The sequence below is a fragment of the Acidobacteriota bacterium genome (assembly GCA_034211275.1).
Lineage (GTDB): Bacteria > Acidobacteriota > Thermoanaerobaculia > Multivoradales > JAHZIX01 > JAGQSE01.
This window is the reverse complement of the sequence record JAXHTF010000046.1, coordinates 20,809-37,974: the sequence shown is the minus strand read 5'-3', so window position 1 is coordinate 37,974 and position 17,166 is coordinate 20,809. Positions and strand designations below refer to the sequence as shown.

The following is a 17,166-nucleotide window of genomic DNA, read 5'->3' as shown; positions in this document are numbered from 1 at the left end:
CGCCCGCGGAGCAGGTTTGAAGAACCCAGCTCCGCGGGCGCTTCGTATTCACTCTTCCTACTTCCAGCTATGGGCACGCCGGTCCAATGCCCGAGAAAAATGGCAATGGACGCAGCGAGGACCTACCGAGCAGGGCTCAGACAAAGATACGGAGAAGGTGGGGGGTAGAGGCAAAAGGAGAGAGAAAAGCTTTGGAGGCGACGGCGGGATTCGAACCCGCGTATAAAGGTTTTGCAGACCTTCGCCTGGCCACTTGGCTACGTCGCCAAAGCTGAACTGCCGATGGGAAGTCGGCGGGACCGACTTGCCGGACGGCAAAAGAGGCCGCTTGCGCGGCCCCTATATCTTAGCACGCGGTACGGGGCCGGAGAGACACCGAGCGTGTTGGCTAGACTGTCAATGGAGCGGGAAACGGGGTTCGAACCCGCGACCCCAACCTTGGCAAGGTTGTGCTCTACCGCTGAGCTATTCCCGCTCGCGGAGGCGAAAGGATAGCCAAGTCGTCACCGGCCTGTCAAGCGCTCCGGCGGTCTTTTCCCAGATCCCCGAAAGTCCCAAGAAAGTCCTGAGAATCAAGGGCTCAACCGATCTCGAACGCGTTGCGCAGAAGGGTGATCTCCCAGCCGTCGGGAGCGGGGTCGAGACCGACGACATCGAAGCGGCAAGGGCCGTCGTGGGGGTTGAGGGCCAGGTAGAGGGCGGCGGCGCGGGCCAGGCGGCGTTGTTTGTGCGGGTTGACGGCAGCGATGGCGGGGCCGAAGTCGAAACTGGCCCGGGCCTTGACCTCGACGAAGCAGAGGGTGTCACCATCGAGGGCCACGACGTCGATCTCCCCGACCTTGGTGACGGCGTTGGAGGCGACGATCTCGTAGCCCTGCCGCACCAAATACCGCCGCGCCTCCTCCTCCGCCGCGGCGCCCCGGGCGCGGTTGTGGGGTTGATTTTGGAAGTGGCGGCGGGAGGGGCTCATCCCCGCCGCCAGACCGTCCCGTCGGGGCCGTCCTTCAAGATGATTCCCAGCTCGTCGAGGCGAGCGCGGAGCTCGTCGGCGGTGGCGAAGTCTTTGGCGGCGCGGGCTTCGGTGCGTTGGTCGACGAGAGATTGGATCTCCTCGTCGGAGGGGCCGGAGGCTGCCTCGCCGACAGCGGGCCATTTGGCCGGGTCCAGAACCCCCAGCACCGTGTCCACCTCCGCCAAGGCTCCCTGGGCCCGGGCGGCGTCACCCTCACCCATCTGCTTGTCCTCGATGGCGCGGTTGATGCGCTTCAAGAATCCGAAGAGCTCCGCGAGGGCACGGGACATGTTGAGGTCGTCCGCCAGGGCGTCGCCGAAGCGCTCCAGGAGCTCCTCACAGGCCTCCTGCACCGCCGGACGGGAGGGACCCTGCTCTTGGGCATGCTCCAGGCGGAATCGGAGCTCGTCGAGGCGTTTGAGGGCTGCGGAGGCGGCGCCGAGGGAGTCGAAGGTGAAGTTGAGCTTCTGGCGGTAGTGCACCGACAGGAAGAGATAGCGCAGGGCCCGCGGATCGACGCCCTTCTCCAGCAGCTCCCGGAGGGTGTAGAAATTCCCCAGGGACTTCGACATCTTCTCGCCGTCGACGATGAGATGCTCCGAGTGCAGCCAATAGCGGGAGAAAGTCTCGCCGGTGGCGCACTCGCTCTGGGCGATCTCGTTCTCGTGGTGGGGGAAGATGTTGTCGACGCCGCCGCAGTGGATGTCGAAGCTCTCGCCGAGATACTCCATGCTCATGGCGGAGCACTCGATATGCCATCCCGGGCGTCCCGGGCCCCAGGGGGAATCCCAACTCGGCTCCCCTTCCTTGGCGCCCTTCCACAGCACGAAGTCCCGGACGTCGTCCTTTTCGTACTCGTCGCTGGCCACCCGCTCCCCCTGGCGCACCTGATCCAGGTCGAAGCCCGAGAGCCGGCCGTAGTCGTCGTCGGAGCCGATGCGGAACCACACCGAGCCGTCCTTCTCGTAGGCGTGGCCTCGCTCGACGAGCTGCTCGATCATGGAGATCATCTGCTCCACGTGCTCCGTGGCCCGCGGATACTCCTCCGCCCGCTCCATCCCCAGGGTGTCCAGGTCCTCGAAGAAACTCTGGATGTGAGGAGCGGTGAACTCGTCCAGCTCGACGCCCTGCTCCTGGGCGCCGCGGATGGTCTTGTCGTCGACGTCGGTGAGGTTCATCACCTGCTGCACGTCGTAGCCCAGGTAGCGCAGGGCACGGCGCAGCAGATCCTCGAAGAGGAAGGTGCGGAGATTGCCGATGTGCACCGTGTTGTAGACCGTGGGGCCACAGGTGTAGAGCCGCACCTGACCCTCGGTGAGGGGCTCGAAAGGCTCGAGTTTGCGCCCCATGGTGTTGTAGAAAACCGGTTGTTTCACGCCTCTCTCCCCCATCGTCCGCACTCAGCGGATGCAAGAACAAAGCGGCCCGCTGCAGGGCCGGTGATCACAGCTGAACCTGGACCGTACCGCCGCCGAAGGCGACTCCCGGTAGCCCCAGGCCCTGATTGTCAAAGGCCTGGCTGGCGGCGAACGTGAGCGAGCCGGAGCCCGAGCCCACGGCGGTGAAGCGCAGGGTCATGAGGTCTCCGCTGCCGCCGATGCCGCCGGCGGCACCCAGCCGGGTCAAGCCGACCACCAGGTTGCCCGCCGGAGACTCCTGCACCTGAAACGAGGTCTGCACGCCGCCGGAAGCCAGGAACGCGCCCTCCATGGCGTCCTCGAAGCGCAGCAGATTGCTCGGGAAGTCGAGGTCGAAGGACAGGCCGTAGAGCCCGTCGACGCTGTTGGCTCGCAGCTCCAACAACAGCTCGGTGTTGCTGGCGTTGGTGCGAGTCAGCGTGATGCTGTTGATGGCGGAGGTGCTGGAAGGCGAGAAGGTCAGGCTCGCCGAGGGTGGGGTGGGCCCGCCGCCACCACCACCGCCGCCTCCCCCACCGCCGCCTCCGCAGGCCGCGGAAACGAGGATGAGGACGAGCAGGGCGATCAGGCTGATCGAAAATGGGGAGCTACGCTTCAACGGGACACCTCCTGGGGCTGACGACTGAGCTTCTTGAGCTGACGCTTGACTCGCTCTCGGCGCAGGCCGCGCAAATAATCGACGAAGAGCACACCGTCGAGGTGGTCGACTTCGTGGCAGATGGCGCGAGCCAGCCAATCCTCCGCCTCCATCTCGAAGGCTTCTCCCTCGAGATTCTGGGCGGCGACCTTGATGCGGTAGGGGCGGGTCACCTTGTCGGTGATGTTGGGGATGGACAGGCAGCCTTCCACCGCCGTGTCCTTCCCATCCTCCTCCAAGATCACCGGATTGACGAAGACGAAGAGTTGCTCCGGATCCTCCCCCACCGACAAATCCACCAGCGCCAGCCGCTGCTCGATGCCCACCTGAGGCGCCGCCAGGCCGACCCCTGGGGCTTCGTGCATGGTCTGGGTCATGTCCTTCACCAGCTGCTGGAGCTCTTCATCGAAGCGCTCCACCGGCGGGCACTTCACCCGGAGCACCGGGTCGGGAAAGATGCGGATGGGCAGCAAGGCCATGGAAACCTCCGGATCACCACCGCAGCCTCGCCCCGGGACCCAGCGCCCCGAGAACGGTGTACGGCGTCGTGCGTCGAGGAACGGCCGGGACTTGACAAGGAAGGCCGGAAAGGCCAGCCCGTTCGATGCCTCCGATCCACGCCTCAAAGCGGGTAGGGTATCAGGGAGAAGCGGGCGCTGTCCGCCCCTACATGCTGCTGAAGGTGAAAAGCCCCAAGGGGCCCTATTGGGGTTCGGGAAGCTATCCTTTGAGCTTGAGCACCGCTTCGCGCACCAGATCGTCGGACCGCTGGTCCCGCAGAGCGTTCAGCAACCGCTTGGGATCCGGATTGCCCGTCAGCAGCCCTTCGAGCTTGGCCCGTTCCAGCTGCAGCGTTACCGCGGGCTCGATGATCACGTAGCGCGCGGGCCAAGGCTCCTGGGCCAGCAACGTCGACTCCCCGACGATGTCCCCGGGACCGAAGAGGCGCATCTGGATCTCCTCCCCGTCCACCACCGCCCGAGCCTCCATTTGCCCCCGGACCAGCAGTACCAGCTTGGATTCCGCCGAACCCGGCTCCGCCACCACCGTCCCCGGATCCAGATGATCCAAGCTCATGGAGGCAAACAGCCGGTGCAGCTGGCCACCGTCGAGCAGACGCACCACCGAGCTGCGCACCAGCTGATTCCACAGGCCTTGAAGCTCGATCACCGAGCTGCCCGCCTCCACCGAGTCCCCTAGCCCCTCCTGAAGCCCCGCCATGGCGCTCTCCCGCACCTGCTCGAGGCGCTTGCGCTGACGAATGCGCTCGATCTTCAGCGGTAGCTCCTCGTTCATGGGAACCATCCGATAGACCTTTTGCAGCAGAGCGACGCCCTTGTCGAAAAAGCCGTCGGAGGCGTATTCCTCGGCGACGAAGACGTATTGATCCACTGCCTTCTGGACCTGCTTCTGCTCCAGGTAGACCTCCGCCAGCTTCAAGTGCGACCGCAGATCTTTGGGATGATTCTTGAGCCGGGCATGCAGCTTCCCCTCGGCCTCGTCGTAGCGTTCGAGGACGATGAGATCGTCGATGGTGTAGTCCTGATCGTCGGCGGACTTTCGGGATCCAAAAAGCTTCTTGAGAACCACTGGAGCTCCTGGGGGGGCCTGGGTTCTTCGTCGGGGCTGCGAGCGTTCCTCGAAGGCTCTGCGCTGAATTCTGAGGCCGAAGCGCTGCCCCGGGCTCGTCTTCGTCACCTTTTGAGGACGGCGACCCGGGACCGAAGTGTGATCATCGGAGGACGCTATCGCTACTGAATTATAGTCAAAACTCGTAAGAAGGCGCGGTGACGTCCTTGGTACAGCCCTTGCAACTCTATTAGGGCAGATAGACTTTGCGGGCGGCCAACCAACCCGCAGGGCAAGGAGGTTCACGATCATGAGATGGCACAACCACAACACCTCGAGAAACCCCGGGCGTCACGCTCCGGCGATTCTCCCTCTCCGAGCGAACCAGGGCTCCGCCCTTTTGGCGTTCTGCGCTCTGGCCCTATCGCTGATGGCCCTATCGCTGGTGGCACTGCCGAATCCGGCCCTGGCGGAGGCGGTGTATCCCACCGAGGAGAACACCGAGCCCACAGGCTACGACACCGGCTACAGCTACTTCAAGGAAGTGGAGGGCAACGCCACCCTCTTCCAGGGAGGTGACGGAGAGCGCCAGGAGGTGGAAGTCCACCAGCCGGTGCTCTCCGGAGACCGCGTCTACACCTCCCCCGGAGCGCGGCTGGAGATCGTGCTCTCGGATTACAACCTGCTGCGCCTGGACGGCGATACCGAGGTCTCCTTCGAGGCCATCGCCTACTCGCCGGCCAGCGAGGATCGGGTGACCATCCTGAATCTGCGCCAGGGCAACTTGCAGCTGGTGGTGGCGGACGACGCCCTGGGCGATGAGCTACCGCGCTTCTACACCGGCAACAGCACCATCTATCTCCACAAGGCGGGCAACTACCGGCTCACCGCCGGCACCGACGATTGGTCGGCGTTGGTGGTGCGGGAAGGCTACGCCGAGGTGGTGGCGAACCGGGGCTCCCTGGTGGTCCGTAGCGGCGAGGAAGCGAGCGTCGAAGGCCGCCGCAGTCCGCGCACGGAGCTCGTCCGAGCCGGTCCGCTGGACGGCCTCGAACGCTGGGGCGACGACCTCTACCGAGCGGTGGACGAGCTGCCCTACGTCGACGAAGACCTGCGCTACGCCGCCTCCGGCCTGGATGACCACGGCAAGTGGCTGCGGGTCGACGGCCGCTATGGTTGGCGCCCGCGCTACTCCGGGGATTGGCGCCCGTATTGGAAGGGCCGCTGGACCCACACCCCCGCCGGTCTCTACTGGGTCTCCTACGAGCCCTGGGGTGCGGTGCCCTACCACTACGGTTATTGGGACTATCTGGACCTGCACGGCTGGGTGTGGTTCCCGGGCAATCGCTTCTCCCCCGCCTATGTGCACTGGTATTGGGGAGACGGCTATGCCGGATGGATCCCCAGCGGCCTCTACGTGAGCTACTACCGCGGACGCTACGGTAGCCGCTTCGGCCTCGGCTGGGGAGTCTACGGCTGGGCCGGCGGTAGCTGGGATCCGTTCTATGACTGGTACTTCTGCCCGACGCGCTACCTGGGCCATCGCCGGCAGTGGAATCATCACTACACCGGCCGCTCGCTGCGCCGTCACACCGGCTGGCGCGAGGTGCCCCGAGGCATCATCACCACCGACACCCGCCGTCTCGACCCGGACCACTGGCGCAATGATCGCGATGTGCGCGACGTCCTGCTGGCTCAGGAACGGGATCGCCGGGGTGTCGAAGATCTGCCGGACGTCACCTCCTACATCGCCCGCGAGCCGCGGCTGACGCCGGAGGTCCAGCGTCGGGTGCGGGATCCCCTACCGGTGGTGACGGAGAGCTCGCGGCGCGGCAACGGTGTCCCCGCCGAGGCTCGCCGAGCCACCGACAGCGGTCGTACCGGTGCCGGTTCTGCCAGCCCGGGCTCCGCCGGCACGGTGCAGCGCCAGCGGGTGGACTCCCGCGACGGTGCCCGCACTGGCGCCCCGAACAACGGCGTGGCCACCGGCGGTGAAAGCAGCCGCGGCCGAGCCGACTCCGGCAGCGTGACTCGCAGCACCGGCCGTCGCACCGACACCGCTCGGCCGACGCCCAGCCGGCCGGAAGCCACCCGGCCGGAAGCCACCCGGCCAGAGACCTCCCGGCCGGACGAGGGTCGCTCCGACGTGAGTCGGTCGGATCGAGGCCGACCCAGCACCGTCCGGCCCAGCGACCGCGCCCGCAGCGGCAGCGGCACGCCGGCGAGCCGGGAGGACAGCGCAGATCGCTCGCGCTCCTCCGACCGCAGCGGCGAGGTGTCGCGGGCGCCGGCCCGGCGCTCCGACTCCGGCACTGCCCGGGAGAGCTCCAGCGCCAGAGAAAGCTCCCGAGACAACGGTCGAGAGAGCTCCAGCGCGCGGGAAAGCTCCAGAGACAGCGGTCGCGAGAGTTCCAGTGCGCGGGAAGGTTCCAGTGCACGGGAAAGCTCCCGCGGCAGCAGTGCCCGCGAGCAACCTCAGCGCCGGGAGAGCGAGCCCAAGAAGGCTCAGCCGCGCCAGCGCACCGAGCGCCCCACCACTCCGCCGCCGGCTTCCCGTTCCCGGGCTCGGGACAGTGCCCGCTCCCGGGACGACGATGGCGGACGCTCGAACCAGAGCAGCCGCTCTTCCACCCGCCGCCCCGAGACGGTCCGCCCTTGGGCGGATTCGTCCCGGGGTAGCTCCGCCCGCGGCGCGTCGCCGAGCCGTTCCCGATCCTCGGCGACCACCCGCAGCGCACCATCCCGTCAGCGGTCCAGCTCGGCGTCCCGGGGTACGACCAGCCGCCGGTCGTCGAGCTCGACCCGCAGCGCACCCCAGCGCCAGCGCTCCCAGCCGTCCGCTCGGAGCTCTGCGCCCAGCCGATCCCGATCCTCTGCCAGCAGCTCTTCATCGAGCCGGTCCCGGTCGTCGGCTCGAAGCTCGGCACCGTCTCGGTCACGGTCCTCGGCCAGAAGCTCGGCACCGAGCCGTTCCCGGTCCTCCACCAGGAGCTCCGCGCCGTCTCGGTCGAGATCCTCGGCCAATCGCTCTGCGCCCAGCCGGTCCCGGTCGTCGGCTCGAAGCTCGGCACCGTCTCGGTCGCGGTCCTCGGCCAGCAGCTCGTCGCCGAGCCGCTCCCGGTCTTCCGCCAGAAGCTCGGCGCCGTCTCGGTCGAGATCCTCGGCCAGTAGCTCCTCCTCGGGCCGCTCCCGGTCCTCCGCCAGGAGCTCCTCCGGAAGATCTTCGTCGAGGTCGTCCGCCCGTAGCTCTTCGAGCAGGTCTTCATCGCGGTCGTCCGCCCGCAGCTCCTCCGGGAGCCGCTCGCGGTCGTCGGCGAAATCCTCCTCGCGGGGCGGCGGCTCGTCCCGCAAGGCTTCCGGCCGCGCCCAGCGGCGCAGCGGAGGTGGGGGTGGCGCTCCGTAGCGCTTTGACCTTCTAGGCCCGCTGGCGGTGTGGGGCGGCAAGCATCTCGGGGATCGAATAGAATTCACGGGATGCACCGCTTCGCACCGCTTCTGCGTTTTCTCTTCGTTCAGTACTGCATGACCGCCGGCATCTTGCTGGTGGTCATCCCGTGGAGCCGAGTCTGGGATCGCCTGGTGCTCGAGTTCGCTCAATACCCCTTCTTCCCCTTCCTCCAGCTGCCCCACTTCCGTGCCGCCGTGGCCGGCTTTGGCCTGGTGCACTTCGTGTGGGGAATCCACGACCTTTACTTGCTACTCAGCCGACGGGAGCTCGATCATGGCGAAAGCGCTTCCTGAATTATTGGCCATCAGTGACCTCCGCAGCCTCCAGGGCAGGACCCCGGAAGCCTGGTTGGAGGAGATCGCGAAGGACGGCGTCCGGGGCTTGTTGCTGCGGGAGAAGCACCTCGCCGAGAGGGAGCTCTACGAGCTGGCCTCCTTCGCCCGACAATGCCTGGCACCCCCGGCGGTGGTGCTGCTCCACGGAGCGATGTTGCCGGAGGAGGAGGCCCTGCTGGCGGTGGCGCGGGCCACCGGTTGCGACGGCATCCACCTGGCCTCCGGCCCCGAATCCCCGTCGTCGCGGCTGCTCCGGCTGCGCGAGAGCCATGGTGCGGAGATCATCCTCGGCGCCTCCACCCACCACGCCGGCGAGGTCGCCGACGCCGCCGAGAGCGGAGCCGACTATGTCTTCTTCGGCCCCGTCTACCCAACCCCCAGCAAGGCTCCCTTCGGCCCGCCACCGGGTCTCGCGGGACTGCTCCAGGCCTTGGAGACCACCCAACCGGGGCATCCGGCGGAAGGCTTGGCGGTCTACGCCCTGGGCGGTGTCAACGCCGAACGGCTGTCAGAGCTCGCCGAGGCCGGCGCCCACGGTGCTGCCGCCATTCGCATGTTTCAGGATCCCGAGCAGCGGCGCCAGGCGCTGAGCCACGCTCCCCTCTTCCGCCGCGGCTGATCGTCCGCCGGACCTCAGCAGAATCGATCCCGTGACCGAACCCGTCCAGCGCATCGCGGACCAGGCCGGAGAGCGCCTGGACCGCTTTCTCAGCCGCGCTCTCGAGGAACCGCGCAATCAAGTCCAACGCTGGATCCGAGACGGCTTGGTGACGGTGGACGGGCAGCCGGCGGCCAAGGTGTCCCAGGCCCTGGAGGTGGGCCAGAAGGTGGATTGCACGCCGCCGGAGCCGACGGAGGAGCGCATCGAGCCGGAAGAGGGCGCGCTGGAGGTGCTCTACGAGGATTCGTGGCTGGTGGTGCTCAACAAGCCCGCCGGTCTGGTGGTGCACCCCGGCGCCGGCCAAACCACCGGCACCCTCGCCCACCGGCTCTTGGCCCGCTATCCGGAGATGGCGGGGGTCGGTGGCCCCGGGCGGCCGGGCATCGTCCATCGCCTGGACCAGGGCACCACCGGCGTCATGGTGGTGGCCCGCACCGCCGCCGCCTACCGCGCCCTCAGCCAGGCCTTCGCCGAGCGGCAGGTCGACAAGACCTACCTGGCGCTGGTCTACGGCAAGCCTGCCGAGGGCAGCGGGCGCATCGAGACTGCTTTGGGCCGCCATCCCCAGCGCCGCAAGGAGATGACGGTACGCCCCGGCGGGCGCCCGGCCCTGACGGACTATCGCACCCTGGCGGCGGCCAACGGCGTCGCCCTATTGGAGGTCGACCTGGGCACCGGCCGCACCCATCAGATCCGAGTCCACCTGAAGAGCATCGGCCACCCCCTGGTGGGCGACCCCACCTACGGCGAGCGGCGCTGGAAGGGGATCACGGGCCGTGCCCGGGCCGCACTACGCACCTTCCCCCGCCCCGCCCTCCACGCCTGGAAGCTCGGCTTGGCTCATCCTGAGGATGGCTCTCCCCGGCACTGGGAAGCCCCGGTGCCGGAAGATCTTTTGCAGCTGTGGGAGAAGGTATCGGAGGAGCCGTGGCCGACTGGTGAGAAGTGAATGTTGTCTCTTGCCTTTGCGGGAATGAAAGGGAGAATCTGAAAAGAGCCGATGCAGCAGGAAATGCCTGTGGTCTCGGCACCTTCGCCCGGGGATCCAATCCCCGGGCTACTCAGTTTCCGCCGGCTCTGCCGGCTCCGGAGCGCGAGATCGGTCGATAGAGATTCTGGGAGCCGGATTCATCCGGCGGCGTCCTGGGTAGCCCCGGGATTGATCCCGGGGCGGGGCTCGGATCGCAACCTCCCGTGCAAGTCCATCGGCAAACGAACCAAGACGAGATCAGCTGACCGTGAACTCGATCATGTCCTCGAGGGCCCGGTAGCGGCGGTCCTGGGATTCGGCCACCGGCGCGCAGGTGATCTCGCCCTGGTAGGTGTTGACGCCGTTGCGCAGGCCGATGTCCTCGCTCACCGCCTTCTCCACTCCCTTGTTGGCCAGCGCCAGGGCGTAGGGCATGGTGGCGTTGTTGAGGGCGAAGGTGGAGGTACGGGGCACGGCGCCGGGCATGTTGGTGACGCAGTAGTGCACCACGCCCTCCTCGACATAGGTGGGATTCGAATGGGTGGTGGGCCGGGTGGTCTCGAAGCAACCGCCCTGATCCACCGCCACGTCCACCGCCACCGCTCCCTTCTTCATCACGTGCATCATCTCGCGGGTGATCAGCTTGGGCGCCGAGCGGCCGGGGATCAGCACCGCGCCGATGAGCAAGTCCGCCCGGGACAGAGCTGCGCGAATATTGTGATGGTTGCTCGCCAGGGTGGTGATCTGACCGTCGAAGACGTCGTCGATCCAGCGCATGCGTTCCAGGTTGGTCTCCAGGATGGTGACCCGGGCGCCGAAGCCCAGGGCGATGCGGGCGGAGTTGAGGCCCACGATGCCGCCGCCGATGATGATCACATCCCCCGGCGGCACTCCCGGAACGCCGCAGAGCAGCGTGCCGCGGCCCCCGGTGGTGCGCTTGAGGAAGTTGGCGCCCACCAGCACCGCCATGCGCCCCGCCACCTCCGACATGGGCACCAGCAGCGGCAGATGGCCGTGGCGGTCGGTGATGGTCTCGTAGGCGATACCGGTGACCTTGCGCTCCAGCAGCACGTCGGTGAGCTCCGTCAGGGGCGCCAGGTGGAGATAAGTGAAGAGGGTTTGCCCCTCCTGCATCCGGGAAAACTCCTCCTCCACCGGCTCCTTGACCTTGACCACCATCTCCGCCCGCTCCCAGACGGCGTCGGCAGTGGGGAGGATCGAAGCGCCGACCTCCTCGTACTCGTGATCGCTGATGTCGCTGCCGAGACCGGCCCCGGCCTGGACGAAGACCTCGTGACCGGCGTCCACCAGGGCGTGCACCGCCGCGGGGATCAAACCGACGCGATACTCGTGATCCTTGACTTCCTTGGGGATTCCAACCCTCATGCCTTGCCCTTTCTGGCTCCACCGCCGGTGCTGCTACTCCCTTTATTCGCTCCCCCGGAAGCTCCGCTGTCGTCGCCGGGCTTCTGGGCCTGCTTCTTCTGGGCCTGGCTATCCGACCCGCCACTGCCCGCAGCTTGGCCACCACCGGAGCTTCCCTTCGGGGCCGACGACCGGCCGGCGCTGTTCATATCAACGCCCCCCTTGAAGAAAGCGCCCTCGGCGATCACCACCCGGGCCGCGGAGATATCCCCTTCCAGCGAACCGGTGGCGAGAACCTCGACCCGCTCCCGGCCCCGGACGTTGCCGTGCACCGTCCCCTCGATGCGCACCGCCATCGCCTCGACCTCTCCCTTCACCTGCCCTTCCCGGCCGATGGTGACGGAGCTATCGAGCTGAATCCGCCCTTCGAGCTGACCGTCCACCAACACCTCGGTGTCGCCGGTGATCTCCCCAACGACCCGGGATCCGGCGGCGATGTGGGTCGGGCCCTTGCGCGCTGCCGGGCTGGGAACGTCTCGAGGCGGTCGGGGTCTGGGAGGGGTGGATGATTCGGGGCTGGGATTGTCGCGGCGAAAAATGGCCATCGGAGAAGAGCTCCGTATTCGGGTCAATTGGCAGTTCACCCAGATCTCGGCCAAAGCCAAGCCCAGGCTCTCCTGGAAAGTCTGGAGAGGCGAAGAAGAACATGGAGCGGGCAACGGGACTCGAACCCGCGACATCAAGCTTGGGAAGCTTGCACTCTACCAGCTGAGTTATGCCCGCTCAGTAAATCGCTATCGGGTGGAACTTAGCGCATGCTCTCAGCGCCGGTCAAGGGCATCTTCCCGGTTCAACACGCCCTTGCCAAACCGAATCGGCAAGCTATACTGGCAGGTGACCATGAGACCAACGAGTACCGACAACGGAAGCAAAAAGAGCCAGAGCCCGCTGTACTTTTTCCCGGAGCAAGAGATCACCGAGGAAGAGCTGCAAGAGATCCTTGCCGGCGAGGATCAAGAGCGGCGAGCCTGGGCCATCTCTCACCTGCTTCGCTATGCCCAATGGGAAGACATCTGGGCTTATGTAAGCCGAGACGAAGTCCGCGAGATCTTCCCGGATCTAGACCTACCGGAAAACCTTCGCGCCGCCTGGGCGCGCATGCTCAAAGTCGAAGCCCCAGTAGGCTAAGCCCTTACCCGGCGGATCCTCTTTCCCCCGGCCGAGGCCGTCCCCTCTCCCCTGCCCGAACCGCTTGCTCCTCAACCTGCAAGTCCGCTCAGCTTCTAGTCAGCTGACCTGAACGCAATGCCGGTGGCCGACCCGACGCTCGGCCGGCCACCGTGCCCAGGCCTCCAGGATCAGTCGCCGTCGAGGAGGTTCCCCAGGCCGCCGACGGCGTCGAGGATCGAGCCCTCGCCCTTGCGGCGGCCGCCGGTCTGGGGAGCGGCGGCGAAGACGCGGCCGGCGAGACGGCTGAACGGCAGGCTCTGGAGCCAGATGCGCCCCGGGCCGGTGAGGGTGGCGTAGAACAGACCCTCACCGCCGAAGACGGCGGTCTTGATGCCGCCGACGAATTGGATGTCGTAGTTCACTCGCTCCTCGAAGGCGACGATGCAGCCGGTGTCCACCCGAAGGCTCTCGCCGGGCTCCAGATCGCGGCTCAGAATCGTACCGCCGGCGTGGACGAAGCTCAGGCCGTCCCCCTCCAGCTTCTGCAGGATGAAGCCTTCGCCACCGAAGAAGCCGGCGCCGAGCTTGCGCTGCAGGGCAATGCCCACGGAGATGCCCTTGGCGGCGGCCAGGAAGGCATCCTTCTGGCACAGCAGGCTGCCGTTGTGGTCCGACAGATCGATGGCCAGGATCTTGCCCGGGTAGGGCGACGCGAAGGCTACCTTCTGGCGCTGATGACCGACGTTGGCGAAGATGGTCATGAACAGCGACTCGCCGGTGAGCAGGCGCTTGCCGGCGCCGAGGAATTTGCCCATCAGGCCGCCGCCGTCGCTCTTGGCGGAGCCGTCACCGAAGATGGTCTCCATCTTGATCCCCGGGTCCATGTACATCATGCCGCCGGCTTCTGCGATGCACGCTTCCTGGGGATCGAGGGTGATCTCGACAAATTGCATCTCGGAGCCAAAGAGCTCGTAGTCGATCTCGTGGGAGGTACGGTGGGCGGTGGACGGAGGCGGCGGCGGTGCCACGGCGGTGCCCAAGGCCCCGGCGAATTCGTCCCGGTCACCGATGGTGCTCCAGCCGTCCATTCCCTGCCGGAAGACGTGGGTGCTGCGGTCGTAACGTCCCTCCCGCAGCCCGGCGACCACATCCTCCAACGTGAACGGGCCCTGCTGCTGTCCCTGCACTGCGACGTACCAGACCTGACCTTCACTCATCAGACGATCTCTCCTTGTATGTATCCAAGATGTTTTCTAGCTAGATTTGCATACCCCAGTAGGCTACCCCACCCCGGCCCTCAGCGACAAAACCGCTTCCAATCCGAGGTCGGCGCCCTCGAGGTAGTGGGCCTGCTTCGAATCCTATGAAGACTACGGCCCGGCACCGGCCCGCGTTTCACGGCGGCCTCTCACGGAATCGGCTTCACGGGATCGGCTTCACGGGATCGGCTTCACGGGATCGGCTCGAAGAGCACCTCGAAGACCTTGGGCCACAATTTACCCGTCAGCAGCCAGGTGCCGGTCTCCGGGCGGTAGGCGATGCCGTTGAGGACTTCCGCCGCGGCCCGGGCCCGGGGATCGAGAAGGCCGGAGGCGTCGATGACGCCGGTGACCCGGCCGTCCCGGGGATCGATGCGCACCAGGCTGTCGGCGCCGTAAATGTTGGCGTAGACCATGCCGTCGACGCATTCGAGCTCGTTGAGGCCGCGCTGGGGGCGCCCCTCCAACGTCACCGGCATCTCCCCGAGGGGAGCAAAGCCCTCCGGATCGAAAAAGCGCAGTCGAGCCTGGCCGTCGGAGAAGATCAGCCGCTCACCGTCGTAACATAGTCCCCAGCCCTCGCCCCGATAGGAGAAGCGTCCGATCTCCTCAAAGCTTTCGCGGTCGAGGATAAAGCCCGTCTCGGCCTGCCAGGTGAGCAGGAAGAGGCGCTCCCCCACCAGCGCCAATCCTTCGCCGAAGAGATGCTCCGCCAAGGCGAAGCGGTGCTCTAACTGGCCGGTCTTCAGATTCACCCGCCGCACCGAAGAGCGGCCGTGGAGGCCGGTGCTCTCGTAGAGTTCCCCGCCGTGCCACAGCAGCCCCTGGGTGTAGGCACCGGGGTCGTGGGGGTACTCGGCCACGGCGCGCACCCGCAGCCGCTCGACGGGGGCCGGCGTAGCGGCCCTTTCGGAAGCCCTCGTGGAGGCTTTCGAGGAGGCTACTGCTGTCTGCTGTCGGGATGCCGTCGACCGTTCCCCGGGCTCTTCCACTGTCTCGGAGCCGGCCGGGCTCAGGAGCATGACGGCGCCGGCGAGGGCCGCCACCGCCAACCCTCCCAAGAGCAGCCGGCCCCGGGGACTCAACCCTCGGGCTCCTCGTCGGACATCCCGAGGGCACCGGCATAGTCCAGGCGCCAGTCCGGAAGCTCCGCGTCCCGCTGATCACCGGGCGCCAGATAGTGCTTGAACCAGCGCAGCGCCCGCAGGGTGTAGTCCAGCCGCGCCGCCGCCTTGCGGTTGCCGTGGGGCTCACCGGGATAGACGACGTGGCGCACCGGCGCGTTGCCGGCGATCTTGAGGGCTCGATAGAGCTCCAGAGATTGCTCCGGATGGACCCGCTCGTCGGAGTCACCGTGGGCGATGAGCAGCGGCGTCTCTCCCTTTTGAGCGTGGTAGATGGGGCTGCGCTCGAGGAAGAACTGCCAGTCGTCCCAAACCCGCCGGCGCTGGTGCACCAGGACCATCTCCTCCGGGATATCGGTGTTGAAGGCCTTGGACAGATTGTTGGAGATGCCTACGAACATCACCCCGGCGGCGTAGCGCTCGGTGTAGTAGGTAGCTCCCCAGGCGGTGGCGAAACCGCCGTAGGAGCCGCCCATGATGCCCACCCGATCCTTGTCCACCAGGCCGCGCTCCACCAGGTAGTCGACGCCGTCCACCAGATCGTCGAACTCCTTGCCCGCGGGGTCGCCCTGGTGCTCCTTGGCGAAGGCCACGCCGCGGCCGGTGCTGCCGCGGTAGTTGATCAGCGCCACCCCCATGCCCTCGGCCGCCGCCATCTGGCCCAGCCGCGAATAGGAGGTCAGCCAGCCGTTGCAGTAGTGGGATTCGGGGCCGCCGTGGACGTCGTTGATCAGCGGGAAGCGCTCCCCGTCCGCCCCGCCCAAGGGACGGATCAGGATTCCCTCGATGGTCTTGCCGTCTCGGGCTTCATAGCTGAACGCCTCCTGAGGCGCCAGCTCGCGCTCCGCCAGCCAGGGGTTGTGATGAGTCAGGCGGCGGGGACCGTCTGTGGCCAGCAGGTAGAGCTCCGAGGGATGGGCGGCGGTGTCCCCGGTGAGAGCGACGGTGGAGCCGTCGGCACCGATCTCGATGGAGTCCCAACAGCCCTCGCCGCCGGCGACCACGACGCTGTGGTCACCGCCTACGGAGACCTCCCAGACGGCGTGCTCGACGCTCTCGGCGACCACCGCCAGCAGGGTCTGGTCGTTCTTCCAGACGAAGTCCACGAAATCACCCTCGAGGCCCGGCATCAGGTAGGTCATGGCGCCACTGGCAGCGTCCACCAAGGCCAGCCGCCCATCGCTGGGATCGTTCTCATCCGCCGCCGACAGCATCGCCAGGCGCTTGCCATCGGGGCTCCAGGCGACGCGCCCCAGCTTGCCCGGGTTGTCCACCCCGGCGAGCACCTCGCCGGTGGCGGAAACGAGCTTGACCTTGCGGCTGGTGTATTCGTCGTCCACCGCCGGGGTGGGCTGTAGGGCGACCGCCAGCCGGTCGCCTTTGGGGGACCAGTGGAGCTCCGAAGCGGTGCCCGGAAGGTCCAGCCGGCGAGGCTCTCCGGCGTCCTCACCGAGAGCGGCGATCCACACCTTGACGTCCCGCCAATCCTCCTCGAAGACGATCTGGTTGAAGCCCTTCTCCCGCGCCTCCTTCAGCTCTTCGGGTTCCGGATCCTCCGCCAGAAAGGCGACCTTCTCACCGTCGGGGCTGAGGCTGTAACCGGCGATGTCGCCCTCGTGGCTGAGGAGCTTGCGCGCCTCGCCGCCGCCGATGGGGATCGCCCACAAACCGCGATGCTCGTCGTCGCCGCGCTTGACCAGGAAGGTGATGGACTGGCCGTCGGGAGTCCAGGCGATGGACCCCAGGCGCTCCTGGCCGGTCACGAAGGGGCGGCTCTCTCCGTCACCGTCCACCACGTAGAGCTGGCGCCAGGCCGTGCCGTTCTCATCCTCCAGAGGATGCCGGGGTACATCCCGGAGGTAGGCCACCAGACTGCCGTCAGGAGAAACCGCGGACTCCTCCACCGCCTCCAAGCGGATCACGTCCGCAGGGGTGAGCCCCGACGCGGCGGCGGGTACGGATACACAGACGGCGACGGCGGCGAGCACCGCCAGGAGCCAGAAGCCAGGGGCCAGGAACTTGCAATTCATCGAGTCAAACCTCCGCAGGTCTGGTCGAGCCTCAGGGAGAGGCTCGGGCAGAGTTGGGTTCTCCGCGCGGCATGTTGAGTGAAAACCGGCAGGACGAGCGCTCTTCCTATGGTATCCCAGCTCCCGGGCGCAGGTCTAAGACGATCTTGGTGTGCCCGAGGAGGGCGG

At 67.0% G+C, this 17,166-nt stretch carries 15 protein-coding genes, 3 tRNA genes and 1 pseudogene; 5 read left to right on the top strand and 14 right to left on the bottom strand.

Annotation, left to right across the window (positions count from 1 at the left end; all coding sequences use genetic code 11):
- Positions 1-192: 192 nt before the first annotated feature.
- The 7 genes from SX243_10045 to SX243_10015 form a co-directional block, all read right to left on the bottom strand.
- Positions 193-267, bottom strand: a tRNA-Cys gene (locus SX243_10045).
- A 133-nt stretch (positions 268-400) separates the two neighbouring features.
- Positions 401-475, bottom strand: a tRNA-Gly gene (locus tag SX243_10040).
- Between the two features lie 105 nt (positions 476-580).
- Positions 581-970 (bottom strand): YraN family protein, encoded by a 390-nt coding sequence (locus SX243_10035; GenBank protein ID MDY7093297.1) that lies wholly within the window; start codon positions 968-970, stop codon positions 581-583.
- Positions 967-2,388, bottom strand: coding sequence for a cysteine--tRNA ligase (cysS, locus tag SX243_10030; GenBank protein MDY7093296.1), 1,422 nt, complete (start codon positions 2,386-2,388; stop codon positions 967-969). The genes SX243_10035 and cysS overlap by 4 nt, the downstream gene beginning before the upstream one ends.
- Positions 2,389-2,455: 67 nt before the next feature.
- On the bottom strand, positions 2,456-3,028 hold the full coding sequence (locus tag SX243_10025) for a cohesin domain-containing protein (GenBank protein ID MDY7093295.1): 573 nt from the start codon (positions 3,026-3,028) through the stop codon (positions 2,456-2,458).
- Complete coding sequence (gene def / locus SX243_10020; protein ID MDY7093294.1) at positions 3,025-3,546, bottom strand: peptide deformylase; 522 nt, start codon at positions 3,544-3,546, stop codon at positions 3,025-3,027. Before def ends, SX243_10025 begins: the two co-directional genes overlap by 4 nt.
- Before the next feature lie 241 nt (positions 3,547-3,787).
- On the bottom strand, positions 3,788-4,657 hold the full coding sequence (locus tag SX243_10015) for a cyclic nucleotide-binding domain-containing protein (GenBank protein ID MDY7093293.1): 870 nt from the start codon (positions 4,655-4,657) through the stop codon (positions 3,788-3,790).
- 289 nt (positions 4,658-4,946) lie between these two features.
- Between SX243_10015 and SX243_10010 the strand changes: the two genes are divergently transcribed.
- From SX243_10010 to SX243_09995, 4 genes are all read left to right on the top strand, one after another.
- A complete protein-coding gene (locus SX243_10010; GenBank protein MDY7093292.1) occupies positions 4,947-8,039 on the top strand; it encodes a DUF6600 domain-containing protein in 3,093 nt (1,030 codons plus the stop codon).
- Between the two features lie 71 nt (positions 8,040-8,110).
- Positions 8,111-8,377: a hypothetical protein gene (locus SX243_10005; protein ID MDY7093291.1), complete on the top strand. Its 267-nt coding sequence runs from the start codon at positions 8,111-8,113 to the stop codon at positions 8,375-8,377.
- The gene (locus SX243_10000) at positions 8,358-9,038 is read left to right on the top strand and encodes a thiamine phosphate synthase (GenBank protein MDY7093290.1); all 681 of its coding nucleotides are present in this window, start codon (positions 8,358-8,360) and stop codon (positions 9,036-9,038) included. Before SX243_10005 ends, SX243_10000 begins: the two co-directional genes overlap by 20 nt.
- A 31-nt stretch (positions 9,039-9,069) precedes the next feature.
- Positions 9,070-10,029, top strand: a complete 960-nt coding sequence (locus tag SX243_09995; GenBank protein ID MDY7093289.1) for an RluA family pseudouridine synthase — start codon at positions 9,070-9,072, stop codon at positions 10,027-10,029.
- 279 nt (positions 10,030-10,308) lie between these two features.
- Here SX243_09995 and ald read toward each other — a convergent pair whose 3' ends face one another.
- From ald to SX243_09980, 3 genes are all read right to left on the bottom strand, one after another.
- Positions 10,309-11,436 carry an alanine dehydrogenase gene (ald, locus tag SX243_09990; GenBank protein MDY7093288.1) on the bottom strand — a complete coding sequence of 376 codons (1,128 nt, stop codon included), beginning with the start codon at positions 11,434-11,436 and terminating at the stop codon, positions 10,309-10,311.
- On the bottom strand, positions 11,433-12,020 hold the full coding sequence (locus SX243_09985; protein ID MDY7093287.1) for a polymer-forming cytoskeletal protein: 588 nt from the start codon (positions 12,018-12,020) through the stop codon (positions 11,433-11,435). Before SX243_09985 ends, ald begins: the two co-directional genes overlap by 4 nt.
- A gap of 102 nt (positions 12,021-12,122) precedes the next feature.
- Positions 12,123-12,198: transfer RNA gene (locus SX243_09980), tRNA-Gly, on the bottom strand.
- A 117-nt stretch (positions 12,199-12,315) separates the two neighbouring features.
- Here SX243_09980 and SX243_09975 point away from each other — a divergent pair.
- Positions 12,316-12,603, top strand: a complete 288-nt coding sequence (locus tag SX243_09975) for a hypothetical protein (protein ID MDY7093286.1) — start codon at positions 12,316-12,318, stop codon at positions 12,601-12,603.
- A 170-nt stretch (positions 12,604-12,773) separates the two neighbouring features.
- Here SX243_09975 and SX243_09970 read toward each other — a convergent pair whose 3' ends face one another.
- From SX243_09970 to SX243_09955, 4 genes and pseudogenes are all read right to left on the bottom strand, one after another.
- Positions 12,774-13,673 (bottom strand): TIGR00266 family protein, encoded by a 900-nt coding sequence (locus SX243_09970; GenBank protein MDY7093285.1) that lies wholly within the window; start codon positions 13,671-13,673, stop codon positions 12,774-12,776.
- Positions 13,647-13,802, bottom strand: a pseudogene (locus tag SX243_09965) (DUF4339 domain-containing protein). Before SX243_09965 ends, SX243_09970 begins: the two are co-directional and overlap by 27 nt.
- A 233-nt stretch (positions 13,803-14,035) precedes the next feature.
- A complete protein-coding gene (locus SX243_09960; GenBank protein MDY7093284.1) occupies positions 14,036-14,929 on the bottom strand; it encodes a glutaminyl-peptide cyclotransferase in 894 nt (297 codons plus the stop codon).
- Complete coding sequence (locus tag SX243_09955) at positions 14,926-16,998, bottom strand: S9 family peptidase (protein MDY7093283.1); 2,073 nt, start codon at positions 16,996-16,998, stop codon at positions 14,926-14,928. Before SX243_09955 ends, SX243_09960 begins: the two co-directional genes overlap by 4 nt.
- Positions 16,999-17,166: the final 168 nt, after the last annotated feature.